We start from the raw sequence: 23,996 nt of genomic DNA on the forward strand, positions 1-23,996 counted from the left end.
CTGTCCTGGTGGCTGGGGCTCAGGCGGGGGGCGCCGCTGTCCTGGCGCCTCAGCAGATGCGGGGCAGCTGCTCCCCGAGGGGCAGGTCCACGACCCGGGTGCCGCCGAGCCCGGTGGCGACGACGACCATGCCCGGATGGTCCTCCACGCATTCGCCGATGAGCGTCGCTCCCGCACCCTGCGGGTGGGCGCGCATGGCCGCCAGCACGGCGTCGGCCTGCTGCGGGGGCACGAAGGCGACGAGCCGGCCCTCGTTGGCGACGTACAGCGGGTCCAGGCCGAGGAAGCCGCAGGCGTTCGCGACCTCCTCCGGGACCGGGATGGCGCGCTCCCGGAGCCGTACGCCGGTGCCGGAGGCGCGGGCGATCTCGTTGAGGGACGCGCCGAGCCCGCCCCGGGTGGGGTCGCGCAGGACGTGGATGTCGTTGGTGACGGCCAGCATGGCCGCGACCAGGCCGGCCAGGGGTGCGGTGTCGGAGGCGATCTCGACCCCGAACTCCAGCCCCTCCCGTACGCTCATGATCGCCACGCCGTGCAGACCGATCGGGCCGCTGACGATGACGGCATCGCCCGGCCGGGCACGCTGTGGGCGGATGTCGACTCCCTCCGGGACGAGGCCGACGCCGGCGGTGGTGACGTAGACGCCGTCGCCGTGTCCGGACTCGACGACCTTGGTGTCGCCCGTGGCGATGGTGACCCCCGCTGCCTCGGCCGCCGCCCCGATGGCGTGGGCGATGCGTGCGACGACGGCCAGTTCCACGCCCTCCTCCAGGACGAAGGCCGTGGAGAGGTGGGTGGGACGGGCGCCGCTCATCGCCAGGTCGTTGACGGTGCCGTTGACCGCGAGGTCGCCCAGGCTGCCGCCGGGGAAGAACAGCGGCCGTACGACGTAGGAGTCGGTGGAGAAGGCCAGCCGGGTACCGCCCAGGTCGAGGACGGCCGAGTCGGTGAGGGCGGCCAGGGTGGGGTTGCCGTAGGCGGGCGCGAAGACCTGCTCGATCAGCTCGGCGGACAGGGCGCCGCCCCCGCCGTGGCCCATGACCACGACCGGCTGGTCGCGCAGGGGTGCGGGGCAGGTCCAGTTCGCGGGGTCGGCGGCCGCTTCGGTGGCTTCGATGGCAAGGTCAGCCAACGGGGTTCATCTCCTCCTGCGGGATGCGGGATCCCTGCGGTGCCGGGCTGTCGGTCATCCGGCGGTACAGGTAGTAGGCCGCGCAGGCGCCCTCGCTGGAGACCATGGTGGCGCCCAGGGGGGTGCGCGGGGTACAGGTCGCGCCGAAGGCGGCACACTCGGTCGGCTTGATCAGGCCCTGGAGCACCTCACCGGCCCGGCAGGCGGCGGGTTCCTCGGTGCGGATGCCGGCGACGTCGAAGCGGTGCTCGGCGTCGTAGGCGCGGTAGGCGTCCGTCAGGCGCCAGCCACTGGCCGGGATGGGGCCGATGCCGCGCCAGTTGCGGTCGGTGACCTCGAACACCTCCTCGAGCATGCGTAGGGCCGCCGGGTTTCCCTGGTCGCGCACGGCCCGGGGGTAGGCGTTCTCCACCCGGTGCTCCCCGCGCTCCAGCTGGTGAACCGCGCGGCGGATGCCCTCCAGGATGTCGAGCGGTTCGAAACCGGTGACCACCATCGGCACCCGGTGCTTCTCCGCCAGGTCCGGGCACTCGGCGGTGCCCATCACGCTGCACACGTGCCCGGCGGCGAGGAAGCCCTGCACCCGGCAGGCGGGGGCCGACATGATGGCGTCGATCGCCGGCGGGACCCGGACGTGGGAGACGAGCAGGCTGAAGTTGTCCAGGCCGAGCCGGCGGGCCTGGTACACGGCCATGGCGTTGGCGGGGGCGGTGGTCTCGAAGCCGATCGCGAAGAAGACGACCTGCCGGCCGGGGTTCCTGCGGGCGAGGTCGAGGGCGTCGAGCGGCGAGTACACGACCCGTACGTCACCGCCCTCGCCCTTGACCCGGAACAGGTCGCGGTCGGTGCCGGGCACCCGCAGCATGTCGCCGAACGAGCAGAAGATCACCTCGGGGCGTGCGGCGATCTCCAGCGCCTGGTCGATGACGTCGAGCGGCGTGACACACACCGGGCAGCCGGGACCGTGGATCAACTCCACTTCCTCCGGCAGGAGTTGATCGATCCCGTGACGGATGATGGAGTGGGTCTGGCCGCCGCAGACCTCCATCAGCGCCCACGGCCGGGTGACCGTGGCGCGGATCTCGTCCAGCAGCCGGCGCGCCAGGTCGGGGTCGTTGAACTCGTCGATGTACTTCACCGGACCTCACTCCCGCTCTCCTGCCGGGCCGCCTGCTGCCAGGCGTCGCCGAACTCCTCCTCCAGCAGCCCGAGTTGCTCGAACAGTTCCAGGGACGCCCGGGCCGACTCCTCGTCCAGGCGCTGCAGCGCGAACCCGACGTGAACGATGACGTACTCCCCCACCCGCACATCGGGCAGGTACTCGAGGCACGCCTGCTTGCGTACTCCGCCGAAGTCGATCAGCCCGGTGAGCGGGTCGGCGCCGTCATCGATCGCCACGACCTTGCCGGGCACTGCCAGACACATGGGTCACTCCGTCTCGTGGTTGGTTGCTGTTCCCGCGACCATGAGCTGGCCGAGCGCCAACCCTCCGTCGTTCGGGGGCACTTCGCCGTGCCGGAGGACCGTGAACCCGTCCCGGGCCAGCAGGGCGGTGCACTCCTCCTCCAACAGGGCGTTGGCGAAGACTCCCCCGGTGAGGGCGACTGCGGTCAGGTCGGTCGTTCCGCGGGCCCGCCGGCAGATCTCCGCGACGGCCCGAGCCACGCCCCGGTGGAAGCGGGCCGCGAGCACGGGGGCGGGGGTGCCGCGCCGCCGGTCGGCGAGGATGGCTTGGAGCGGGGGCTCGATTTCCCATGTGCCCGCCCGGCTCAGTCGGCCAAGGCGCGACGGGGCTCGGCCCCGGCCCCCTCGGGGTGGCCGGACGGTCCTGAGCCCGAAGCGGAACGCCACGGCGTCCGCATGCCACGCCTCCGTCGCCGCGGCCTCCAGCTCCAACGCGGCCTGCGCCTCGTATCCGGCGCGGTGGCACACACCGACCAGGGACGACACGGCGTCGAAGAGACGGCCCATGCTGGACGTCGGCACGCAGGCGACCTGCCGTTCCAACTGCTGCTTCAGCACGGCGAGTTCGAGGTCCGAGCAGGCGACGGCGCTGGGCAGGTCCCGTTCCCACGGCAGCCCCGCCGCCCACAGCCGGGCCAGTGCCAGCCGGCACGGGTTGGCCACGCCCGCGTCCCCGCCGGGCAGCGGGGCGGGGGTCAGATGGGCGAAGCGCCGGTAGCCGGTGTAGTCGGCGAGCAGGACCTCGCCGCCCCACACCGTGCCGTCGTCGCCGTATCCGGTGCCGTCGAAGGCGACGCCGATCACGGGCGTGGTGCCGTCGAGACCGTGTTCCGCCATCGCCGAGGCGATGTGCGCATGGTGGTGCTGGACCAACGTCGGGGGATCCAGGGAGAGTTCGGACGATCGTCGCCGCGCCCAGCCCGTCGACCGGTAGCCGGGGTGCCGGTCGGCGGTCACCAGGTGCGGGGTGACTCCGGTGAGGCGGGTGAGGTGCCGTTCGGCTCGCTCGGCGGCCGCGAGGGCGGCCAGGTCGCCCATGTCTCCGATGTGCGGCCCGAACCAGGCGAGGTCCCCCTCGCCCAGGCAGAGGGTGTTCTTCAGGTCGCCGCCGGCCGCGAGCGCGGGGCGGACCGGGAGCGGGAGGCGCAGCGGGCGCGGGACGTAGCCGCGGGAGCGCCGGAGCACCTGTTCGGTGCCGTCGGGGCGCACGCGCAGCAGGGAGTCGTCGCAGGGGGAGGCGATGGGCCGGTCGTGGGCGAGCCAGGCGTCGGCGAGTCCGGCCAGCCGGGTCAGGGCCTCGGCGTCGTCGGTGACGATGGGTTCGCCGGAGCGGTTGCCGCTGGTCATGACGAGGACCCGGGGGCCGGGGGTGTCGCCGGGCAGCCCGAACAGCAGGGTGTGCACGGGGGTGTAGGGCAGCATCACGCCGACGTGCGGGCTGCCCGGGCAGACCTGGTCGGCGAGGCGGAGGCCGTCCGTCTGCGCGCGTCTGCGCAGCAGGACGACGGGGCGCCGGGGGCTGGTGAGCGCGGCCCGTGCGGCGTCGGTGAGGACCGCGATGCGCTCCGCCGTGTCGAGGTCGGCGCACATCACGGCGAAGGCCTTGCCGCCGCGTTCCTTGCGGGTGCGCAGGGTGGCGACGGCCCGTGCGTCGGTGGCGTCGCAGGCCAGGTGGTAGCCGCCGATGCCCTTCACGGCGACGATCCGGCCCGCGGCCAGCAGCGCCCGTGCCGTCGCCAGGGCGTCCGTGTCCCGGGCCGGGCGGAGGCCCGCGCCGTCGGCGGGGAACACGCGGAGCCTCGGGCCGCAGTCGGGGCAGGCGACGGGCTGGGCGTGGAAGCGCCGGTCGACGGGATCGCCGTACTCCCGGGCGCAGGAGGGGCACATCGGGAAGCCGGCCATGGTGGTGGCCTTGCGGTCGTACGGCATCCCCGTGGCGATGGTGAAGCGGGGGCCGCAGTGGGTGCAGGTGACGAACGGGTGGCGGTGGCGGCGGTCGGCCGGGTCTGCCAGCTCGCGCAGGCAGTCGGGGCAGGTCGCGGTGTCGGGCGGGAGCTGGGTGCGGCCCGTGGACTGCTCGGTGGGGCGGATGGTGAACGGGCCGGCGGCGCCGGTCGTGGGGAGGTCCTCGCAGCCGACGCCGGTCACGGTCGCCAGCGGGGGCGGCTGGACGGCCAACCGGTCGCAGAACAGCCCCACTTGGCCCGCCGGTCCTTCGACCTCGATGAGCACGCCGTGCGAGGTGTTGCTCACGAACCCGGCCAGCGCGAGGTCGGCGGCCAGCCGGTGCACGTACGGCCGGAAGCCGACGCCTTGCACCGTGCCGCGCACGGTGATGCGGCGGCGGACCGGGCCGGTGACGGGCGCGGTCACGCGACGGGGGCGGAGGCGTGGTGGTGCCCGTGCGGCTGCGGGGCGAGCGGAGGCCGGTGCGGCGGGGCTCCCTTCCGGGCGGCGAGCGCGTGGGCGAGGAGGGTGTCGACGCCGTCGCCGGTGCGGGCGCACGACCCCAGGATGTCCACGCCCGGATTGACCCGCTGAACGTTCGCCCGGAAGGCGGCCTCGTCGAACCCGGCCGGCTCGGCCAGGTCGGTCTTGGTGATGACGACCAGATGGGCGGAGCCGAACGCGGTCGGGTACTTCAGCGGCTTGTCCTCGCCCTCGGTCACCGCCATCAGCACGATCCGCAGGGTTTCGCCGAGGTCGTACGCGGCCGGGCAGACGAGGTTGCCGACGTTCTCCACGAAGAGCAGCGCGGTGTCCGCGGGCAGCCAGCCCTCCAGGCGCCCGCGTACCTGCCGGGCCTCCAGATGGCACAGTCCGTCGGTGAGCAGCTGCTGGACCGGCGCACCCGAACGCGCGAGGCGGACGGCGTCGTTCTCGGTGGCGAGGTCGGCGGTGAGCGCGGCGACCGGAACGCCCCGCTCCACCGCGTGGGCCAGGATCCGGCCGAGCAGTTCCGTCTTGCCGCTGCCCGGGCTGGACAGCAGGTTGACCACCGTCACGCCCTGCCGGGTCAGATCGTCCCGCAGGCGCGCGGCCAGGTCGTCGTTCTTCGCCAGGACGGCCTGCTTGACGTCGGACCGGCACATGGGCGCAGCTCCTCGGAGTCGTAGGCGAAAGCCCCGGCCGCGTCGTGTGCGGCCCCGGGGTCTCACCGATCTTCGGCTCCGTCGGCCGCGAGGCCGGGCAGCGCAGCCGCGTGCGGGGGCCCGGATTCCATCGGGCGGCCCAACGGCGGCGCCGGGGCGGCGGGATCGGCCAGCAGGACGGGGATCAGTGTGTGCAGGGCGTCCACGGCCCGGTCGACCGCCTCGCGCACCGGTGTGCTGAGCCCGGGCAGGATGTCCTCGTCGCCGCTCGGCAGGACGCCGGGCTCGCAGGCCAGCACGAGGACCCGCGGCAACGGATCGTCGCCCAGGTGCGCGGCCAGGGCCAGCACCTTCTCCGGGTCCATGCCGTGGGCTTCGGGTACGGCCGTTGCGTCGGGTGGTTCCGCCTCGATCAGGGTGAGGGTGCCGGGGCGGTGTCCGCGCGGTGCCGCATCGACCAGGACGGCGGTGGCGCAGCCGTCGAGCAGGGTGTAGGCGAGGTCCATGCCGCGGATGCCGAAGTCCCGTACCCGCACCTCGGGCGGCAGCGGGCGCCGGTCGAGGGCGCGGATCACCTCGGGCCCGAACGCATCGTCCCCGAGGAAGATGTTGCCGACGCCGGCCACCAGCAACCGCGGGGTCAACGGACGTCTCCGGCGGCCGGTGTGGCGAGGGGGCGGACGGAGCCGCCGGGCACCTTCCGGACGAAGGCCGACCGCAGCGCGTGGTAGGGGGCTTCGGGGTCGAAGAAGACGGCGTGCATACGGGCCAGTTCGACCTGCCGGTACTTCGCCAGTGGCCGTGCCTCCTCGTCCGACCGGCGGGCCGCCGCCTTGTCGGCGATGCGCCGTTTGAGGTCCGGAGCGGCGGCGGCCTCGGCCGCCATCCGCTCGACCTCTGCCTCGAAGTCCTGCGCCCCGGCCGGCACGAGCCGGTCCACCAGCCCGATCCGCTCGGCCCTCGCGGCGCTGACCGGCAGCGCCTCGGTCGTCAGCCGGTGGGCCGTGTCCGCTCCGACGCGACGCGGCAGCGTGTACGTCCAGAACTCCGAGCCGTACAGGCCCATCCGCCGGTAGTGAGGATTGAGAACGGCGCCTGTACGGCACCACACCTCGTCGGCGGCGAGAGCGAGCATGGCGCCGCCCGCGGCCGCGTTGCCCGCGAGCGCGGCCACCACCAGCCGGTCCGTGGTGAGCAGGATCGCTTCGACGAGGTCGTCCATCGCGTTGAGGTTGTCCCAGGACTCCTCGGCCGGGTCGGCGGCCGCCTCGATGACGCTCAGGTGGATGCCGTTGGAGAAGAAGTCGCGGGCTCCGCCGAGCACCAGGACCGAGGTGGGGCGGGCGAGGGCCGACTCGTAGGCGGCGAGCAGCCTGCGGCACTGGTCGGTGCTCATGGCCCCGCCGGGGAAGGAGAAGGTCAGGAAGCCGACGTCGCCGCGCTGCCGGTAGCGGATGTCGGTCCAGGTACGGCGGTCCGGGGACAGTTCGAGCGGCAGGGGGGCTGCCGGGAGCCTGAGTGAGGGCTGGTACGAGGCGAGCACGGAGGCGGCGGGTCGCCGGAAGGGGGCCGGGTCGCCGGAGTTCTTGCGCGGGCGCAGCTCCGGGATCCACACGGCGCCGTCGCGGGTGGCCCGGCAGACCGCGCCCGCCCGGGTCGCGATGAGTTCGCCGGGGCGGCCGCGCAGCCGGTCCTCGGGGTGCCCGCCGTGCAGGAACACCTCGCGCCCGAGGAGCTCGTCCAGGACGCCCGGCTGCGAGTCGGCGCCGCGGAGCTTGCGCAAGACGGTCTCGGTGCTGTCGTCCGCCCAGTCGATACGGCGCCGTTCCTGCCGGAAGAAGTCGCGCCATACGACGTGCACGGAGTCGTCGGTCTGCGGTCGGGGCTTGTAGGAGGCGTCGGCGTACCGGCGTACGGCCAGCAGGACGGCGGCCACGGCGGCGTCGGAGGCCTCGCCCCGGTACAGGTCGCTCTTGCCGACGGGCGGCACGGGGAACGGCTCCGCAGCCCAGATGTCCCCGGCATCCATGGCCGCCTCGGCTTGGAGCACCGTGACACCCCAGAGCGGCGCCTGCTCGGCGATCGCCCAGTCCAGTGAGGAGGGTCCGCGGTCGCCGGGCGGGCCGGGATGAACGATCAGGCAGGTGTGCTCCCGCCAGACGTCCTCGGGCAGGGCCGCCCTGAGCATCGGGGCGATGATCAGCTCCGGGCGCCGTTCGCGTACCGCGGCCCGGACCGCGTCGGTTCCGTGCGTGGCGAGGACGACGTCCACCCGGTGTCCCTGGTCCGAGAGCTCGGCGTACACCCGCTGGGAGAGGCTGTTGAACGCGCTCGCGACGAGCAAAATGTCCATGACACGGCATGTTCGTCCTTCCGCGGGGTGCCGTGAAGAACCGCTGCGGCGTTTCGTCCACCTCGGCCGGGTCGCTTCCGCCATCCGGATCGCATGCGCGAGGGGCCCGAGCAGGTGCCGGACGCACCGTACGGGCGCGGATGCGGGTGCCGGGACGCGGCGGCACGATGGAAGAACGGGTCGGGTCCCGCACGGGCCCGCGTCCCGCGCTGGAAGTGATCCCATGGCACAGGATTCCGCGACCAGGGACCGGACGGCCGCACCGGTCGGCCGTGCAGACACCGTCGCGGACGACCGGCTCAACCGGGTCCTGCCGGTGGCGCTGCTCGTGCGGGCCGTCGCCTTCACCCGCCGCCACCCCGAGTCCCGTCGCGGCCGGCCCTGACCGGTCCGCACGGCCCCCGTCCCGGGAGGCACCATGACCGCATCGGCCGTACGGCCCTTCGACCCCTCACGGGTGGCCCACCTGTCGGGCCGCTTCGCCCCCGTCACGGAAGAGGTGGACGAGACCGGCCTGGCGGTCGAGGGTGAGCTGCCCGGCGACCTGGACGGCGTCTATCTGCGCAACGGCCCCAATCCGCGGTTCACCCCGATCGGCTCGTACCTGTATCCGATCGACGGCGACGGCATGCTGCACGCCGTCCGCTTCGAGCAGGGCCGGGCCGGTTACCGCAACCGCTTCGTGCGCACCCCCGCCCTGCTCGCCGAGGAGAAGGCAGGCCGCGCCCTGTGGGGTGGCGTCGAATCACTGATCATGCCGGGCCTGGACGAGGTGGGTCCGCAGCTCGCCCACACTTTCAAGGACCTGCCGGACATCAACGTGGTCCGCCATGCCGGCCGGCTGCTGGCACTCGCCGAGTCCGCGTGCCCCTTCCGCATGACGCCGGAGCTGGAGACGGTCGGCAAGGAGACCTTCGGCGGCGCCCTGCACTGCGGTATCACCGCGCACCCGAAGATCGATCCGGTCTCCGGGGAGATGGCGGTGTTCTGCTACGCGCTTCAGCCGCCGTATCTGACCTGGTCGCTGATCGCGCCGAGCGGTGCGGTCGCCCGGGGGCCCACCCCGGTGGACGGGCTCGACGAGCCGATGATGATCCACGACATGGCGCTCACCGCCCGCTACCTGGTGCTGGTCCTCGCCCCGGTCTTCTTCGACCTCTCCGCGGCGCTGAGCGGCGGCTCGCTGATCGACTGGCGCCCCGAGACGGGCACCCGGGTGGCGCTGGTCCCGCGCGACGGCTCACCGGTGCGCTGGGCCCACGACGAGGCATTCTGGCTGTGGCACACGGTGAACGCGTACGACGCGGAGGGCGACGGCACGGTGGTCCTCCAGTACGTGCAGTGGTCGCGGCTGTCCCTGGGTGAAGAGGCCGAAGGGGAGGCCAACCGCAGCCACCTGAGGAGCGCCGTGATCGACCCGGCCACGGGCCGGATGCGCCGTACGCCCCTGGACGACGCGCGCATCGAGTTCCCGCGCATCGACGACCGCCGGATCGGCCGCCGGCACCGTCAGGTCGCCGCGGCCGCGGACAGCGGACGGACCCCGGGGCTGCTGCCGGGCGAGTTCGACGCACTGCGCTGGTACGACACCGGGGACGCGGCCGTGCCGTCCCGGACATGGCAGGGCGGCGACCTCTCCGTGGGCGAGCCGGCGTTCGCACCCGCCCCCGGCTGCGCCGACGACCGGGAGGGCTATTGGCTGACCTTCGCCACCGACCGTACGGACGCGAGCAGTTGGCTGCTCGTCTTCCCGGCGCAGGATCCCGTCGCCGGACCGCTCGCGCGCGTGCGGATCCCCGTCCGCGTCCCTCTCGGTCTGCACGGGACGTGGCTGCCCACGCAGGAGTGAGGAAGGGAGCGGCCTGATGCATCACGACGAGCTGATCGCAAAGGTGCAGGAGCTCGTCCAGCTGCCCGACCGGAGGTCGGCGGAGCGGACGACACACGCCGTGGTGACCACGCTGGCGGAACGGCTGCCGTCCGGGCTGGCCCGCCATGTGGCCGCTCAGCTGCCGCCGGACCTGGCCGCGGACATGCGCCAGGCGGCGGACGCCTCGACCGGCCCCGACGCGGGCACCTCGGGCGAGGTGTTCGGGCTGACCGTGTTCGCCGGACGGATCGCCGACCGGGCCGGCACGGACGAGGACATGGCCCTGCGCGACGCGGCCGCCGTACTGGAGGTGCTGGACGCAGCCCTCGCCCCGGAGCTGACCGAGCGGATCGCCGGGGCGCTGCCGGCGGACATCCGGGAGCTGCTGCCCGTGGAGCGCGCTGTCGAGAGCGGTGGGGAGCGGGGCTGAGGCCCACCGGACGCTCCCCCGGCAGCGATGCACCCGCGACCGCGCGTTGCACAGTCCCCTCCCGCTGCTTGCGCTTACCGTTCTCTCCATGTGACTGGCAGTCAGGATCCGGTTGCACGGCGGAGACGGGAGGCGTGGTGGGCGATGCGGGCCGGCGGTCGGGCCGGGGGCGTCGGGCAGGCGCGGCGGTGCCGGGCAGCCGGCCGGCGTACTCCGTGCGGCTGCCGAAGGCCGCCCGTTCCGGGCCGGACGCTGCGGTGGCCCTGCACATGGTGCCGTGGCTGCGGATCGCCGCGGCCTACTCCTGGCGTCTCATCCTCGTCGGCATCGTCGTGTACGGCGTCTTCGGCGTCCTCGGCCGGTTCCAGCTCATCGCCGTCGCCCTGTTCCTCGCCCTGGTCGGCACGTCGGTGCTGCGTCCCCTCACCGATCTCCTCAACCGCGTCCTGCCCAGGCGGCTGAGCGTCGCCGTCGCCGTCGTCGGGAGCCTCCTGATCGTGCTGGCCCTGCTGGCGCTCGTCGGCAATGCGGTGGCGGGCGAGTCGGCCAAGCTCGCGAGCGAGTTCCGCGGCGGGATCCACCGGATCGAGGAGTGGCTGCAGCGTCCGCCGTTCCGGCTCAGTCCCGGCCGGCTCGCGGAGCTGCAGCGTCAGGTGACCGACTACATCTCCGGGCACCGGGCCAGTCTGCTGAGCAGCGCCCTCTCGGGTCTTGGTCGCGTCGTCGAGCTGGTCACGGGCGGCGCGCTCGCGCTCTTCGCGTCCGTCTTCTTCATCCACTCCGGCGAGCGCATGTGGGGCTGGGCGCGCGACCAGCTGCTGCCGAGCGGCGCCCGTCCGGCCTGGGACCGGGCGGGGCATGCGGCCTGGCGGACGTTCGCCGGGTACACGCGCGGGATCATCATCGTGGCGGCCACCAATGCCGTGCTCGTCGGCATCGCCCTGATCGTGCTGCAGGTGCCGCTCGCGCTGCCGCTGACCCTGCTGGAGTTCTTCGCGGCGTTCGTGCCCCTGGTGGGCTCGCCGGTGGCGCTCGGGGTGGCCACGGTGGTCGCCCTGGCCGGGCGCGGGCCGCTCACGGCGGCTGCGGTGCTGGTGCTCATCGTGGTGATCGGCCAGCTCGAAGGGCATGTGCTGCACCCGCTGGTGATGAGCTGGGCGGTCCGGCTGCACCCGCTGGTCGTGGCGGTGTCGGTCATCGCGGGCAGCATCGTCGCGGGGGTGATCGGGGCGGTCGTGGCCGTGCCGTTCATCTCGGTGCTCTGGTCGGTGCTGCGCGCGCTGCGGGCGGCGCCGCCGTAAGCGGGCTTCGTCGTAACTACCCCGTTTTTTTCGAGTAGTTGATGGACGTCGACCCGAACACGGGATCAGCCGTTCCCTGCCGTCGTACCGTCCTGTTTCAGGTCGGCCATCGCGAGGGGCGCGTAGCCGACGCACACCGCGGTCACGGCCACGGTGGCGACACGGCGCCAGGTACTGCTCGTCCAAGGACGCACGGCGACTCCCCCTCTCGGGCCCCGATCGGACCCGTCATAGTCTCTTCTGGACTATCGAAGGGTTACCGACGGTAGAGGGCGTTGTCGCAGAGGTCAACGGTCCGTCAGCCGCGGACGGTCAGATACCCGTCGTGCGTTCGTCCCGGCGCCGGACCCAGTCCCAGAAGTCGACCATCATCCGCTCGTAGCGGATGCCGAACTCCAGCGCCTCCCGCTGGCCGGGGGCCAGCATCTCACCGACGTCCTGGGCCAGTTGCTCGTACTCACCCAACGTCTTCTCGTGTTCGGCGAGTTGGACGGGCGCGAGCAGTTCCGGACGGGCCCCGAACCACAGTCTCAGGATGCCGCGCTCCCGGGCCTCGACGGGGACGAACTCGGGGTCGGCGAGCCATTGTCCCAGGGCTTGCCGACCCCGGTCGGTCAGCGCCAGCACCCGTCGGTTGCGCCCGCTCTCCCGGCGCACCTGGGTCAGCAGCCCGGCCGCGAGCAGCCGGTCGCACTGGGCGTACACCTGCGCGTGCGGCACCGACCAGAAGGGTGCGACGGTACGGCCGGCCTCCACCTTCACGTCGTACGCGCTGGCCTCGCCCAGCTTGTCGATGATGCCGAGGACCAGGAAGGAGGAGGTGGTCAGCCGCGCGTCAGCCATGGGCCGACCGTACCGCGCTCAGCAATGCCCTGATGAAGCGTTCGGGTCTGGAGGGCCTTCTGCACGGTGAGCATGCCGGACCTACGCGCCTGCAGGGCGTCGACGTGGCCGCGCACCGGCATGGTGTCGCGTCGTCTGCCGGAACGCGCCTCCGCCTCGGGGAAGCCCAGCCCTCTGCACGGGACCCGGTCCGCAACCGTGATCCGGCCGAAGCGAACAGCCCCGACCAGCGGGCTGATCGGGCCGGACGCGTCGTCGATCACCAGCAGGGCGGCGCCCTGTTCGGGTGCCGCATCCAGATCCACCGCATCTCGTGGCCAGTGCAGGGTCGCCGACAGCCACGAGGTGTGCTGCGGCACCTCCAGGGGCCGGACCTCGACCGGATCACCCGGGGCCAGGCCCTGCACGACGTGATACGACGTCAGCACCAGGCGTGTGGACAGGAGATATCCGCTGCCCACCCGCTCGGCGCCGGGAACCCACACCTCAACGACCCGCGCCTCATCCATCCCTGCGTCTCCGGGCCTGCCGATCAGTGAGGCCGCTGCGCTTGTCGGCCGTGGTGCGGGCGCGGATCGCACTGACCGTCTCACCCGGCTCCGCCCAGGGTTGGGGCCGGTCTGCACCCTGCGCAGGTCACAGCAGGCGCTGCTCCACCCACATGAAGACGAGGCCGGTGACCCCGGTACCGATGCCGTAGCAGGTCCCGCGCAGGATGTGCGCCAGCGCGGTACGCCGACGGCGGGCGAACCATGTCCGGGCGGCGGCCCGCCGATTCTTGCCGGCCAGGGGCAGGCGGGGGCTGGGGTTCATGGAAGCGTCCCTCTCAGATGGTGTCGTGGCGTGAGTCCGCCTGGCCGGTGGCCTCGGACCCGGTGGCCGGGACAGGATCCCCCTGCGTTCGGTGCCCGACTCGGCTGCCCGCAGTGAACTCCTGCAGGCGGGCGACCAGTTGGCGGTCCGGCCGGGCTACGATGACGGAGCAGCCGGGCGTGCGCGCCGCGAGGCGGTCGACCTCGTTCTCCAGGCGGCCGGTGGGGGGCAGCGCACGGGAGCCGTTGGTGCGGACGTAGCGGGCGAAGATCTCCAGGCCCTCGATGAACGCCGCGTCGGGCGGGGCGGTGTCCGCCATGGAGTGGGTGAGCTGGTGGAACCAGTGCCAGGCCCGCTTGGATTCACCGACGGCCAGGTGGTGCAGGTGCAGGCAGTAGGCGGCGGCGCGGCTGCCGGCGCCCGCAGCGAGCTGCCACCAGAACTGGGCGGACTCCGGATGCCCCGTCAGGTAGAGCAGGCAGGCGAAGACGAGGGCGCCGTCGACGTCCATGCGGTCTTCCGTCAGCGGTCCGCGGTCGGCGTCTTCGGCGATCTTGGCGACATGGTCGGCGGCGGCCGGTTCGTTGAGCACCCACCGGCACACCACGCCCAGGCGCTGGCCGGCCTGCGCGGCACGGGCGATCTCCGCGGTGGGAGTGCGGACGGAGGCGTCGGCGGCGAGGCGCCGCAGGCCGGCGGCGACGTCGAAGCGGCGCGGGCCGGTCACGGGCAGCCGGGCTTCGGCCAGCAGGGTGTCGAGGGTGGTGGTCACGGTCCTTCTCTCCTCTGCTTGGGCTTCTTGCGTTCGTCGGGCAGGCCCAGCTTGATGCGCAGGCGTTCCTTGCCGCGGCGCAGGTGGTGGCCGACGGTGCGTTCGTCGATGCCCATGTACCAGGCGACCTTGGAGGTGGGGTAGCCGAGGATGTAGCGGAGCACGATCACCTCGAACTGCCGGTTGGGCAGGTCCGCGATCGCCTCGTACAGGCCGCTGCTGGACTCCATCTTCTGCAGCTTGTCCCGGGCCGTGGCCAGTGCCTTGTTCATCGCCTGTGCGATGGGCCCGTTGATGACGAAGGCCGGCGCGCGCCCCTCCAGATCGAGGCGGTCGTGCACGGCTCGTCGGACGATCGCCCAGGCGCCCTGCTCGAGGTTGCCCGCGCTCAGCAGTTCGGTCCAGCCGGCATGGATCTGGAGGAACACCTCGTGGATGACCTCTTCGGCCGCCTCACGGGTACCGAAGTGGACTTCGGCATAGGCGTGGAACACCTCCTGGTGACCGAGGTAGAACGCCTCGAAGTCCAGCGGCAGGCCCAGCGGCAGGTACATGGACTGCGACAGCCCGGCACCCTGGGCAGGGGATGGAGCGCCCTCCAGGGCGTCGTCGTGACTCACGCGGGCCTCCCGTGGGCAAGGCACATGCGCAGGCTTCCTCTCCATTGAGGGTCGGCTGGGACCGGCGCCAACTCATGTGCGCCGACGGCCTGTTGGGCCTGACACCTACCTAAGTGATTCGGCGGACGGATCACTCATGGCCGTCCCGGAAAAATCACCGAGCGTCCCGACACAAGGGCACCATGCAGCCTTCAACAAGCACCGCTAGTCACCCTCGGTAGTGCGCTGACCAGGTGTAACCCGCTGGAGGGAACGGGCGAACAGCAATACGCACCCCTGTCGTGTTCTGCGTCACACCCACCTGCCGCCCAGCACCCCTCCCGCCCGCGAACTCCCCTGCACACCCCTAAGCATCAGGAAGAGTGACCAAGGGCCGTCCCGTAATCGATCTCCAGGCGGATCGGGACATGGCCAAGCCGTCGGCGGGTTGGCCCACGCGGCCTGGAGAAGGTTGTGAAGGCGGGCGATGCCGAGCATGGCGTGGTGGACTCCGTCGCCCTTGAGGCGGCAGTCACCAAGGACCTTCCAGGTCTTCATCCGGGCGAAGACGTGCTCTACGCGGGCGCGGATCTGCTTCTGCTCGCGGTTGTGCTCGGCTTGCCACTCGGTCAGCTCGCCGCCGCGCGGTCGGCGGTGGGGGATGACCAAAAACGACCTGGTGGTTGGTGGAGTACCAGTAGTTCTTGGACTGCTCGGCGATGGTGTGGTCACGGGTAGGGACCAGGGTGCCGTCGACGATCAGTACGGTGCCCTTGCGGAAACGGTGCCGCGGCTTGAGTGCCAGCAGTGGGCCGATGTGATCGATGACCCGGCCGGCGGTCGACTTGGACATTCCGAACAAGGGGGCGAGCTGTCACATCGTCAGGTTCGTGCGCCAGCAGGCCGCCGCCAGCAGAACCCGGTCCTCCAACGACAGGCTCCACGGCCGGCCAGGCCGCACGGTGTCGGCGCCTTTGCGGCGCAGAGCTGTTACCAGCCGGCCGAAGGTGCGCGGACTCAGCCCGGTGAACGGGGCTATCCAGGACGGCTCCGACGCCGTGATCACACCAGCCACGCCGAGATCATCGCACCGCACGATCAACCTGCACGGCAGCCTTGGGCGGTGGCACGGCGCGCTTCCCTCTTCTGAGGCGAAATCCCTTTGCCTGGCTGTCCTGCGCGGTTCGACACTGAGGTCATGCTCGGATTCGTCAGGACCGACAACGAAGCCCTCGTCTCGTGCTTGGGCGACCCGCAACGGGCCGTGGCGGCCTACTGGGAGTTGCTGCGTCGCAAGGAGGACGCGCTGGGCGCCATCCGCGCCGGCCTGTCCCACGAGAGCGCGGCTGTCCGAGCGGGCTGCTGCCGGCTTCTGGACCACCTGGTCGACACCGAGTCGATGGGCCAGCTCATCACCATGGCCGACGATCCCGACACCCAGGTCAGGATCGCCGCGTTCCATGCCCTGGCTTGCGACCGGTGCAAGGGCGAAACGTGTGCGCCGGGCGCGGACCGAGTCCTCGAACCCGCACTGCAACACCTGGCCTCCGACCCCGACCCGCAGGTGCGGGTAAGGGCCGCCGAACTCGTCGGCAAGTTCGCCCATACCGATGCCCGAGCCGTCGCCGCCTTGCGGGCGTCCCAGGCGCAAGACCCGAGCCCGGCCGTCCGGAAGAAGGCTGGCTGGTTCATCCCCGGAGGGACCATCTACGAACGGACCGTCCCACGCGCGCCCAGGTAACGGGACAGCCCTTGGAACTCCTAACGAAATGATGTTCGGGGTGGTTGGATCACTCGGCGGGCGTTGATCCGGGGGTATGAGGTGGCTCGGCCGAAGGCGTGGCAGGTGGATGACGAGTTGTGGCCCGGTGATCGAGCCGCTGCTACCGAAGGTCGAGCGGCGGGCCCGGCATCCGGGACGCAAGCGTCATCCGGTCCGGCTGGTGTTCCAGGGCATCCTGTTCGTGCTGCATACCGGGATCGCCTGGGAACACCTGCCGCAGGAGCTCGCAGCGCGAACGCCCTGGACTTCTCCCGGGCGGCGGTCGACGGCTCCCACATCCGGGCGTCAAGAGGGGGTCCAAGACGGGACGAAGCCCTGTCGACCGGGGCAGGACGGGCAGCAAGCACCATCTGATCACCGACGCCACCGGCATCCCGCTCGCCGTCACCCCGACCGGCGGCAACCGCAACGACGTCACTCAGCTCATCCCGCTGCTTCAGGCAGTGCCGTCCGTTCGGGGCAAGCCGGGCCGGCCCCGGCGCCGCCCCGACATCGTGCTCGGCGACCGCGGCTACGACCACGACAAGTACCGCCGCCTCGTCCGCGCGCTCGGCATGAAGCCACTGATCGCACGACGCGGCACCGAACACGGCTCCGGACTCGGCACTCAACGCTGGGTGGTCGAGCGAGCCTTCGCCCACCTGCACTGGTTCCGCCGTCTGCGGATCCGCCGGGAGATCCGCGACGACATCCACGAAGCCTTCCTCACCCTGGGATGCGCACTCATCTGCCGGCGACGGCTTGTCTCTCTACGCTGACAGCATCGGAACCCAGTAATCCAGCACCTGCTGCAAACGCTGCCGGTGGTCAGCAATCCAGTCGTCCGGAGGACACCTCGTAAGGGCGGTCCACCGTCTCCCCCGCCGCCTGGCCGGCGCTGACTACTGGGGTTCATGGGCCGTCAGGTCGATGAGGTGACGCTTGCCCTGCAGCAGGCAGGTGACCTCCCAGCCCGTGCGCCTGCCGACGACCCCCTGGGCGGGCACGTGCAGGCGCTCGGCCAGTTCGGCGACGTACACGTGGACCGACGCCTCGATGAGGGCCGCGTAGGCGTCCACACCGCTGCGAATACGGAGCCGGGCGGTGACGTACGTGGCGACGGCCAGCGGCAGTGCGGGCCACCACCAGACCGCGAGAACCGCGTACAGGACCGCCCAGGCCACCAGGGTGGTGGCCCGGTCGAGGGCTTCGCGGGCCGTTTCGATCTGCTGGCGCGGGGCGTCCGGGAGGAGCTGCCACAGGGCGGGCCACACCGTGGCCAGGTCCAGGTCCAGGTCGCGGGCGAGGCGCAGGGTGACCGCGTGCATCCGGTCACCGGACCAGGTGGGCCGATGGGGCTCCTCGGGCGAGACGCGGGCCACGGCGAGCCGGGCCGGCCCCAGGTCCCTCCCGCCGCCGGGCGTGCCGGAGGCCAGCAGCTCACCGAAACGCAGCCGCTCCCGCTCGTACGCGGCCACGGCACCGGCGCGCCGCTGCCGGCGCCTGGCCACCCGCCACCGCGCGAGGGCACGCAGCGGCCGGGGCCAGGAGCCCCAGTCGGCCGCGAACCACAGGCGCTCCACGAGTGAGCCGAGCGTCTGGGCCACGAGGCCCACGGCGGCGGCCAGCAGCGCCACGACCAGCAGGAGCACCGCGAGCCGCGCTCCGGCTCCCGCACCGGGCGCCGGGCGCCACGCCTGTGCCTCGCCGACCAGGAGGTCCAGGTCGACGGCGTGGGCGTGGCCGAGCGTCCGGGCGGCGAAGGCGGCGGCCAGGAACAGCGCGCCCGGGAGCACCAGCAGGGACATCCATCGCTCCGCCAGGCGTTTGCCCAGTTCCGTCAGCAGGCCGCCCATCTCAGCCCTTGACCCAGCGCAGCGGAACCCCGCCCATCCGGCAGCGCGGGGCCTCCCGCATCGTGGGCTCCGCCCACTCCACGCGTGCGCAGGCGCCCAGGGGGCAGAGGAAGGCGACATCGGCTTCGGCGGCGGGCCCCACGCCGACGAGCCCGGGCTCGGGGACCGTGCGGGCGCTCGCCCCGTAGGCGCCGCGCGCGTCGCCGTCCGCGCGAACGATCCGGTCGATGGCGTCGAGCGGCGTCGCAGGGTCCTCGTTCCCGTCGACGACGGCTCGCTTCAACCGGTCGAGTTCCTCGGTCCGGCCCAGTTCGGCCAGGTGTTCGCGCAGCGCGTCGAGGTGTTCGCAGACGTACGACAGGCCTCGCCTGACCCTTGCGGTCGATTCTTCCTCCGTCATCCCGACTCCCTCCGCGCACTGGTGCTTTCAGGGCATCATGCATGAACGGGGCGGCGGTGGAAGGTAGTTGGGGGGGCGAACTGTGGCGGGCGAACCGGGCCGGGAATCACGTGACGAGCTGCTGGCGCGGGCCGTACGGGCCCTGCAGACGCTGTGGGCGGGGCCCTCCCCCGACCCGGACCCCGCCTTGACGGCCGACCTGGCGCGGCTGGTCGCCGACGATCCCACGGACGAGCAGGTCACGGCCGTCCTCGGCCATCTGTACTGGCACCGGTACGAACGGCACGGCGCGCAGTCCGATCTCGACGACGCGGTGCGCATGCTGGCTCCGCACTTCTTCCCCGACCGGATGTTCCTCATCCCCGACGGTCTCAGGACGGAGATCGCGGACGCGCACAGCACGCACGTGCACACCCGGCTCGCCCAGGCCCTCACCGGCGAGGGCGACGTCGGGGAGAACCTGTCCGAGCTCGCCGCATGGTGCTGGTTCCTGCTGGAGCACGCCGACCCGGACAACGACCAGTACGGCGTCCATCTGGGCGGCTTGGGAACGGTGCTGTACACGCGGTTCGACGTCCTGGGCGACGTCAATGCTTTGTTGCAGGCCATCGGCCTCCTGAGCCGGGCCGCGCGGGTCACGCCGGCCGGCCACCCGAGCGGGCCGGGCATCCGGGGCAACCTCGCCATCGCCCTGGCCCGTCGCCACGGGCTCACCGGGTCCGCTGACGACCTGCGCACCGCGTTCGAGGCGTGCGTCCTCGCGCTGCGGGAGCCCCTCGCCACCGCTGACCGGGACGGTCTCATGGGGATGCTCGCCTCGTTGCTGCGCGACCGGGTCCTTCGTGCGCGGGCGGAACATCGGTGGGACGACGTGCTGGCGGCGGGCCGCGCGGTCCTGGACTTCCCCGAGTTGCGCTCGTACGCGCGGGAGGCGGTCGCGGAAGGCCTGGAGGAGCGCTTCACGACGGGCGCCGACAGGGCGGACCTGGACGAGGCGATCCGGCAGTGGACGGCGCTTCAGCGCGAGGTGCCGGACACATACACGGTGCACGAACGTGCGTACGTGACGATGAGGCGGGCCAACGCCTACTGGCTGCGGTACCAGCACGATCAACGGCCGGACGATCTGGACGTCGTGGTCGACGCCCACGAGCAGGCGCTGGCCCTCATCCCGGACAACGACATCACCCTCCGCTGGGACCTTCTCCGCAAACTGGCCATCGCCCTCCTGGAGCGTATCGAGCGGCAGCCGGCCGCCGACGACGTGGAGCGGGCCGTCACGGTGATCCGTGCCGGACTGGCCGACCGGGACGGCCACCAGGCGTCGCCCCACCTCCGGGCCGTCCTGACCCGGGCGCTCCCCCGGGCCCTGTGGTTCCGGTACGTCCTCGCGCGCCGGCACGAGGACCTCGACGAGGCCGCTGAGCTTCTGGGTTCGGCCGCCGTCCGCGAGGTGTCCTCGGCCGACGGCGTGCTGTTGTTCGGCTGGCTGGCCGCCCAGGTGCACCGCGCCCGGTACCGCGCGGGCCAGGGGCTCGACGCACTCCGGGAGGCGGTCGCCGCCTGCCGCGAGGCGCTCGGGGCGGCCCCGGACGTCCATCCCGCACGCCCCGGTGTGCTGGTGCAGCTCGGCATGTCGCTGGTCTACCTCTACCAGCACACCGGTGACCTGGCCGCGTTGGACGAGGCGGTCGACCGCGACCGCGAGGCCGTGCGGGCCGTGGGTGAGGACCAGCTCCACGGCCCCGCCGGGGTGGACGCCCTGTACCTCCTCGGCACGGCCCTGGCCGAACGGGGCGCCCGCACCGGCAGCCTCGACGACCTGAACGACGCCGTGCGGACGCTGCGGCGGCTGCACGCCACTGCCGCTGCCATCAGGGCCCGGGAGCTGCACGGGCTCGGGTTCGCGCTCAAGCAGCTCTTCGACCGCACCCGTGACTCCACACAACTGGACGAGGCCGTGGACATGCTGCGGCGCGCGGTGGAGTCGTGCGAACCGGACGAATCCGAGGCGCCGATCGTGCTGTCGGGGCTCAGCAGCGCGCTCCTGCGCCGTTATGGCCACAGCGGTGGACCGGCCGATCTGGACGAGGCCCTCGTGTACGCACGGCGCGCCGCCGACGCGGTACCGGCGAACGATCCGGTCGCGCTGCCGACGCTCACCTCTCTGGTGGGCGCACTCCTGGAGGAGCGGCGGCGAAATCCCGAACGGGTCGATGTGGACGACCTCGTCGCCCTGTGCCGGCGCGTCGTCGACCTCGCACCGCCCGACCACGCCGCCCTCGGGATGTTCCACCACAACCTGGGGATCGCCCACAAGGAACAGGCCGAGGCAACCGAACCGGACCCGCTGTTCCGGGCGTTCAGCGAGCTCGCTGGCGGGACGGTGGTCCCCTTCGGCATCGTGGAGGCCGTCGCCGATCTCGAAAAGGCGGCCGGCAGCGAGACCCTCGCGGCGTCCCATCGCATCCGCTCGGCACGGGCGGCCGCGCTCACGCTCTATCCCGTGGACGTGCTGGCCGCTCTCGAGCTCCTGGAGTACGCCGTCGAACTGATCCCCCTCGCCGCCCCGCGCCGGATCGCGCGGGCCGATCAGCAACACGCGGTGAAGGACCACTCAGCCCTGGTCACATTCACCGCGGCCGCGGCCCTCGACGCGGGTGAGCAGCGGCGCCCGGACGCGCCGTACCTGCCCCTCCTGCCGTACGCCGCGCGCAGCGCCCTCCAGATCCTGGAACAGGGGCGCACGGTCCTCCTCAGCCAGATGCTGGACACCCGCGGTGACATCTCGGACCTGCGGCGGAGCCATCCCGGGCTCGCCGACCGCTTCGTACACCTGCGCAACCTCCTCGACAGCGAGGACGACGGGACCCTGGACCGCCCCCGGGCCGCCACCGAACTCACGGCCACGATCGAGGAGATCCGCGGCCTGGAGGGCTTCGCCTCGTTCGCCCGGCCGCCGGAGCCCGAGGCGCTCCTCGCCACGGCGGAAGCGGGACCGATCGTGGTGTTCAACTGCGACGAGACACGCTGCGACGCCCTCCTGGTCACCAGCGGCGGTGTGCGGCACCTGCCGCTGCCCCGCCTCACGCACGCGGAGCTGACCTCACAGGCCGACCTCTTCCACCACACGCTCGCCGTCGTCGCGGACCCGGAGACCGACTGGCGTGCCCAACGGGAGGCGCAGCGGACCCTGAGCGGCATCCTGGGGTGGCTCTGGGACGTGGCCGCGGAGCCGGTCCTGCTGGCGTTGGGCATCGGCCCGGGTTCCGGGCGCGGCGGTGAGCCGCCCCGTGTGTGGTGGTCCCCCGGCGGCCTGCTGGGCTCGCTGCCGCTGCACGCCGCCGGGCACCACGCCGAGTCCGCCGGGGGCGGTGACCGTACGGTCCTGGACCGGGTCGTGTCCTCGTACACGCCCACGATCCGTGCCCTGCGGCACGCCCGGCGCCCGCGGCCGGCCGGTGGCGGGCCGGGGCGCTCGCTGATCGTCGCCATGCCGGCCACCCCGGGTGCCCCTCCGCTGTTCGGGGCCTCGGAGGAGGCGGCCGCGGTGGCGGCGGTGCTGCCGGACCCGACGGTCGTCACCGGTGCGGCCACGCGGGCGGCGGTCCTGGCCGGGCTCATCGACGCCCGGGTGATCCACCTGGCGTGTCATGCGGTCACCGATGCCGTCGATCCCTCGCGCAGCCGACTGCTGCTGTGGGACCACGAGACGAGGGCGCTGAACGTCGCCGGGGTCGCCTCCGTGGCGCTGGAGCGGGCCGAGCTGGCCTATCTGTCGGCCTGCCGGACGACGTACACCGCCGCGCCGGATCTCCTGGACGAGGCCATCCACCTGACCAGCGCGTTCCAACTGGCCGGTTTCCGGCATGTGGTGGGCACGCTGTGGGAGGTGGACGACGTGATCTCCGAGACGGTGGCGAAGGGCTTCTACGCGTCCTTGTCGGACGCCGAGGGCCTGCACTGCGCCCGTTCCGCGGCCGCGCTCCGGACGTCGGTCCTGGCGCTGCGCGACGAGTTCCCCGGCACCCCGTCGCTCTGGGCCGGGTACCTGCACGCGGGCGCCTGACCCACCCCCGGCCCCACCCGCCGCAGCCACCGCTCCAGCGGGTGCTCGACCCAGTGGTAGGCGGCCGCCGACAGGGTGAGGCTCAGGGCGAGGACGAGCGCCCACGTCACCGGCGTGTCACAGATCCGGCCCACCACGACCCGGATGACGATCTCGTGGATCAGGTACCAGGCGTACGACCAGTGGCGCAGTCGTCCGGAGGAACAAGCGGCACCCGCACGGTGACCATGGACCCCGACTCGTCCTCCACGAAGGGCGTCTGGACCACGATCTCGGCCTCCAGTCCGGCGCTCCGTCCCGGATCGTGCCCCAGCACATCGACGGTGACGCTGTTCCCCTCGTCATCAGCGAGAGAGATGAGCTCCCTCGGAGCGATGTCGCCCATGGCTGCCCCGTCATCGGCGAGTACCGGGAGATCGTCGCTCTGTCAGGAGCGCAGCTGCCACCCCATTTCGTCAGGAGTTCTCAGGCGGCTTGCGACTGAGCCTCGGCCGTGTCGGCGCGACGCCACACCCGGCATGATGATCACCATGACTCCGATCACCGGCCTGGACCTGACCGGCTTCACCGCGCGTGAGCCCGGCGTGTGGACGGACACGACAGGACTCGTGCTGTCGGTCCACTTCTTTCCCCTCGTCCCCGATCTGCCCGCCCCGCTGGACGAGTTCGAGCACTTGCGGACCGCGCTCGCGGCGGGCGTGGGCCGGCACGGGGGCGGGCTCATCGAGGCGGCGCCCGGCACGGTGCACGGTGTCCCGGCGGTCCGTCAGCTGATCAAGGTGCGCCTGCCCGGCGCACCGCACGGGCAGGCGTTCCTCGGCTCGTGGACCATACCCAAGGCCGGGTGCAGCACGGTCCTGAAGGTGCAGGCGGCGGAAGGCGGGATGACCGGTCTGCGCGAGGCCGTAGTGGCGGACCAGGTGGGGCCGGAAAGCTACTTCCGGCCCCACCCGTACTCCGCCGGGGGCGAGTTCGGCGGATTGCCGTGCCACGTGGCCGACGACGAGGAGTGGGACGCCCGGTTCCCCGACCACCCGCTCACACTGGTGCGGGCTGCGCTGAACCGCATCACCCCGACGGTCACGCTCGACGAACGCTTCCGGCAACTCCCCCCGTTCCCGGGCCCGGACCAGCCCCCGCACCCGGCTCCTCCGACCGCACCGTACGGCGCGCCGCCCACCGCCGGTGCGCCCAAGCGGGGCTGGTTCCGCCGCGGCAGCGGACGTTGACGGACCCCGGC

General features: G+C 72.5%; 23 protein-coding genes and 2 pseudogenes. 8 read left to right on the plus strand and 17 right to left on the minus strand.

What is annotated here, in order from left to right:
* Positions 1-49: 49 nt before the first annotated feature.
* The 7 genes from hypE to ACZ5DS_RS19045 all read right to left on the minus strand — a co-directional run bounded on the left by hypE (position 50) and on the right by ACZ5DS_RS19045 (position 8,041).
* Complete coding sequence (hypE, locus tag ACZ5DS_RS19015; RefSeq protein WP_468239718.1) at positions 50-1,132, minus strand: hydrogenase expression/formation protein HypE; 1,083 nt, start codon at positions 1,130-1,132, stop codon at positions 50-52.
* A complete protein-coding gene (gene hypD / locus ACZ5DS_RS19020; RefSeq protein ID WP_468239720.1) occupies positions 1,125-2,270 on the minus strand; it encodes a hydrogenase formation protein HypD in 1,146 nt (381 codons plus the stop codon). The genes hypE and hypD overlap by 8 nt, the downstream gene beginning before the upstream one ends.
* Entirely contained in the window at positions 2,267-2,557 is a 291-nt protein-coding gene (locus tag ACZ5DS_RS19025) for a HypC/HybG/HupF family hydrogenase formation chaperone (RefSeq protein ID WP_468239723.1), read from the minus strand. Before ACZ5DS_RS19025 ends, hypD begins: the two co-directional genes overlap by 4 nt.
* Positions 2,558-2,560: 3 nt before the next feature.
* Positions 2,561-4,969 (minus strand): carbamoyltransferase HypF, encoded by a 2,409-nt coding sequence (gene hypF / locus ACZ5DS_RS19030; RefSeq protein WP_468239726.1) that lies wholly within the window; start codon positions 4,967-4,969, stop codon positions 2,561-2,563.
* Positions 4,966-5,688, minus strand: a complete 723-nt coding sequence (gene hypB / locus ACZ5DS_RS19035) for a hydrogenase nickel incorporation protein HypB (protein WP_468239728.1) — start codon at positions 5,686-5,688, stop codon at positions 4,966-4,968. The genes hypF and hypB overlap by 4 nt, the downstream gene beginning before the upstream one ends.
* A gap of 62 nt (positions 5,689-5,750) precedes the next feature.
* A complete protein-coding gene (locus ACZ5DS_RS19040) occupies positions 5,751-6,332 on the minus strand; it encodes a hydrogenase maturation protease (protein WP_468239730.1) in 582 nt (193 codons plus the stop codon).
* Positions 6,329-8,041: an enoyl-CoA hydratase-related protein gene (locus ACZ5DS_RS19045; RefSeq protein WP_468239733.1), complete on the minus strand. Its 1,713-nt coding sequence runs from the start codon at positions 8,039-8,041 to the stop codon at positions 6,329-6,331. The genes ACZ5DS_RS19040 and ACZ5DS_RS19045 overlap by 4 nt, the downstream gene beginning before the upstream one ends.
* Positions 8,042-8,264: 223 nt before the next feature.
* Here ACZ5DS_RS19045 and ACZ5DS_RS19050 point away from each other — a divergent pair, with 223 nt between their 5' ends.
* The 4 genes from ACZ5DS_RS19050 (at position 8,265) to ACZ5DS_RS19065 (ending at position 11,642) form a co-directional block, all read left to right on the plus strand.
* Positions 8,265-8,426 (plus strand): hypothetical protein, encoded by a 162-nt coding sequence (locus ACZ5DS_RS19050; RefSeq protein ID WP_468239735.1) that lies wholly within the window; start codon positions 8,265-8,267, stop codon positions 8,424-8,426.
* 33 nt (positions 8,427-8,459) lie between these two features.
* Positions 8,460-9,890: a carotenoid oxygenase family protein gene (locus tag ACZ5DS_RS19055; protein ID WP_468239737.1), complete on the plus strand. Its 1,431-nt coding sequence runs from the start codon at positions 8,460-8,462 to the stop codon at positions 9,888-9,890.
* Between the two features lie 16 nt (positions 9,891-9,906).
* On the plus strand, positions 9,907-10,341 hold the full coding sequence (locus ACZ5DS_RS19060; protein WP_468239740.1) for a DUF2267 domain-containing protein: 435 nt from the start codon (positions 9,907-9,909) through the stop codon (positions 10,339-10,341).
* 269 nt (positions 10,342-10,610) lie between these two features.
* Complete coding sequence (locus ACZ5DS_RS19065; protein ID WP_468240337.1) at positions 10,611-11,642, plus strand: AI-2E family transporter; 1,032 nt, start codon at positions 10,611-10,613, stop codon at positions 11,640-11,642.
* Positions 11,643-11,707: 65 nt separating this feature from the next.
* On the opposite strand, the gene ACZ5DS_RS19070 is transcribed toward ACZ5DS_RS19065, so the two are convergent.
* From ACZ5DS_RS19070 to ACZ5DS_RS19100, 7 genes and pseudogenes are all read right to left on the minus strand, one after another.
* Positions 11,708-11,836 (minus strand): hypothetical protein, encoded by a 129-nt coding sequence (locus tag ACZ5DS_RS19070; protein WP_468239743.1) that lies wholly within the window; start codon positions 11,834-11,836, stop codon positions 11,708-11,710.
* 118 nt (positions 11,837-11,954) lie between these two features.
* Positions 11,955-12,485, minus strand: coding sequence for a helix-turn-helix transcriptional regulator (locus tag ACZ5DS_RS19075; RefSeq protein WP_468239746.1), 531 nt, complete (start codon positions 12,483-12,485; stop codon positions 11,955-11,957).
* Positions 12,467-12,994, minus strand: coding sequence for a hypothetical protein (locus ACZ5DS_RS19080; protein WP_468239749.1), 528 nt, complete (start codon positions 12,992-12,994; stop codon positions 12,467-12,469). Before ACZ5DS_RS19080 ends, ACZ5DS_RS19075 begins: the two co-directional genes overlap by 19 nt.
* Before the next feature lie 127 nt (positions 12,995-13,121).
* Positions 13,122-13,298: a hypothetical protein gene (locus ACZ5DS_RS19085; RefSeq protein WP_468239751.1), complete on the minus strand. Its 177-nt coding sequence runs from the start codon at positions 13,296-13,298 to the stop codon at positions 13,122-13,124.
* A gap of 13 nt (positions 13,299-13,311) precedes the next feature.
* Positions 13,312-14,070 (minus strand): hypothetical protein, encoded by a 759-nt coding sequence (locus tag ACZ5DS_RS19090; protein ID WP_468239753.1) that lies wholly within the window; start codon positions 14,068-14,070, stop codon positions 13,312-13,314.
* Entirely contained in the window at positions 14,067-14,690 is a 624-nt protein-coding gene (locus ACZ5DS_RS19095) for an RNA polymerase sigma factor (RefSeq protein ID WP_468239755.1), read from the minus strand. Before ACZ5DS_RS19095 ends, ACZ5DS_RS19090 begins: the two co-directional genes overlap by 4 nt.
* A 435-nt stretch (positions 14,691-15,125) precedes the next feature.
* Positions 15,126-15,744 (minus strand): annotated as a pseudogene (locus tag ACZ5DS_RS19100) (transposase family protein); the annotation flags it as partial.
* Between the two features lie 123 nt (positions 15,745-15,867).
* Here ACZ5DS_RS19100 and ACZ5DS_RS19105 point away from each other — a divergent pair.
* Complete coding sequence (locus ACZ5DS_RS19105; RefSeq protein ID WP_468239757.1) at positions 15,868-16,410, plus strand: HEAT repeat domain-containing protein; 543 nt, start codon at positions 15,868-15,870, stop codon at positions 16,408-16,410.
* An 81-nt stretch (positions 16,411-16,491) separates the two neighbouring features.
* Positions 16,492-17,210 (plus strand): annotated as a pseudogene (locus ACZ5DS_RS19110) (IS5 family transposase).
* Between the two features lie 123 nt (positions 17,211-17,333).
* Here the strand turns inward: ACZ5DS_RS19110 and ACZ5DS_RS19115 are convergent.
* Positions 17,334-18,287 (minus strand): hypothetical protein, encoded by a 954-nt coding sequence (locus tag ACZ5DS_RS19115; protein WP_468239760.1) that lies wholly within the window; start codon positions 18,285-18,287, stop codon positions 17,334-17,336.
* Between the two features lies 1 nt (position 18,288).
* Positions 18,289-18,687, minus strand: coding sequence for a hypothetical protein (locus ACZ5DS_RS19120; RefSeq protein WP_468239762.1), 399 nt, complete (start codon positions 18,685-18,687; stop codon positions 18,289-18,291).
* A gap of 82 nt (positions 18,688-18,769) precedes the next feature.
* On the opposite strand from ACZ5DS_RS19120, the gene ACZ5DS_RS19125 reads away from it, so the two are divergent.
* Positions 18,770-22,756, plus strand: a complete 3,987-nt coding sequence (locus ACZ5DS_RS19125; protein WP_468239764.1) for a CHAT domain-containing protein — start codon at positions 18,770-18,772, stop codon at positions 22,754-22,756.
* A gap of 160 nt (positions 22,757-22,916) precedes the next feature.
* On the opposite strand, the gene ACZ5DS_RS19130 is transcribed toward ACZ5DS_RS19125, so the two are convergent.
* The gene (locus ACZ5DS_RS19130) at positions 22,917-23,141 is read right to left on the minus strand and encodes a DUF5959 family protein (RefSeq protein WP_468239766.1); all 225 of its coding nucleotides are present in this window, start codon (positions 23,139-23,141) and stop codon (positions 22,917-22,919) included.
* A 145-nt stretch (positions 23,142-23,286) separates the two neighbouring features.
* Between ACZ5DS_RS19130 and ACZ5DS_RS19135 the strand changes: the two genes are divergently transcribed.
* The gene (locus ACZ5DS_RS19135) at positions 23,287-23,985 is read left to right on the plus strand and encodes a hypothetical protein (protein ID WP_468239769.1); all 699 of its coding nucleotides are present in this window, start codon (positions 23,287-23,289) and stop codon (positions 23,983-23,985) included.
* Positions 23,986-23,996 lie beyond the last annotated feature (11 nt).

It is taken from the genome of Streptomyces sp. NPDC031100, from assembly GCF_055570785.1.

Bases quoted from the DNA above. Each gene is read 5' to 3' on its own strand.
- ACZ5DS_RS19025 (WP_468239723.1), bottom strand. From the start codon at position 2,557: ATGTGTCTGGCAGTGCCCGGCAAGGTCGTGGCGATCGATGACGGCGCC.
- hypB (WP_468239728.1), bottom strand. From the start codon at position 5,688: ATGTGCCGGTCCGACGTCAAGCAGGCCGTCCTGGCGAAGAACGACGAC.
- ACZ5DS_RS19045 (WP_468239733.1), bottom strand. From the start codon at position 8,041: ATGGACATTTTGCTCGTCGCGAGCGCGTTCAACAGCCTCTCCCAGCGG.
- ACZ5DS_RS19050 (WP_468239735.1), top strand. From the start codon at position 8,265: ATGGCACAGGATTCCGCGACCAGGGACCGGACGGCCGCACCGGTCGGC.
- ACZ5DS_RS19055 (WP_468239737.1), top strand. From the start codon at position 8,460: ATGACCGCATCGGCCGTACGGCCCTTCGACCCCTCACGGGTGGCCCAC.
- ACZ5DS_RS19060 (WP_468239740.1), top strand. From the start codon at position 9,907: ATGCATCACGACGAGCTGATCGCAAAGGTGCAGGAGCTCGTCCAGCTG.
- ACZ5DS_RS19065 (WP_468240337.1), top strand. From the start codon at position 10,611: ATGGTGCCGTGGCTGCGGATCGCCGCGGCCTACTCCTGGCGTCTCATC.
- ACZ5DS_RS19075 (WP_468239746.1), bottom strand. From the start codon at position 12,485: ATGGCTGACGCGCGGCTGACCACCTCCTCCTTCCTGGTCCTCGGCATC.
- ACZ5DS_RS19080 (WP_468239749.1), bottom strand. From the start codon at position 12,994: ATGGATGAGGCGCGGGTCGTTGAGGTGTGGGTTCCCGGCGCCGAGCGG.
- ACZ5DS_RS19085 (WP_468239751.1), bottom strand. From the start codon at position 13,298: ATGAACCCCAGCCCCCGCCTGCCCCTGGCCGGCAAGAATCGGCGGGCC.
- ACZ5DS_RS19105 (WP_468239757.1), top strand. From the start codon at position 15,868: ATGCTCGGATTCGTCAGGACCGACAACGAAGCCCTCGTCTCGTGCTTG.
- ACZ5DS_RS19115 (WP_468239760.1), bottom strand. From the start codon at position 18,287: ATGGGCGGCCTGCTGACGGAACTGGGCAAACGCCTGGCGGAGCGATGG.
- ACZ5DS_RS19120 (WP_468239762.1), bottom strand. From the start codon at position 18,687: ATGACGGAGGAAGAATCGACCGCAAGGGTCAGGCGAGGCCTGTCGTAC.
- ACZ5DS_RS19130 (WP_468239766.1), bottom strand. From the start codon at position 23,141: ATGGGCGACATCGCTCCGAGGGAGCTCATCTCTCTCGCTGATGACGAG.
- ACZ5DS_RS19135 (WP_468239769.1), top strand. From the start codon at position 23,287: ATGACTCCGATCACCGGCCTGGACCTGACCGGCTTCACCGCGCGTGAG.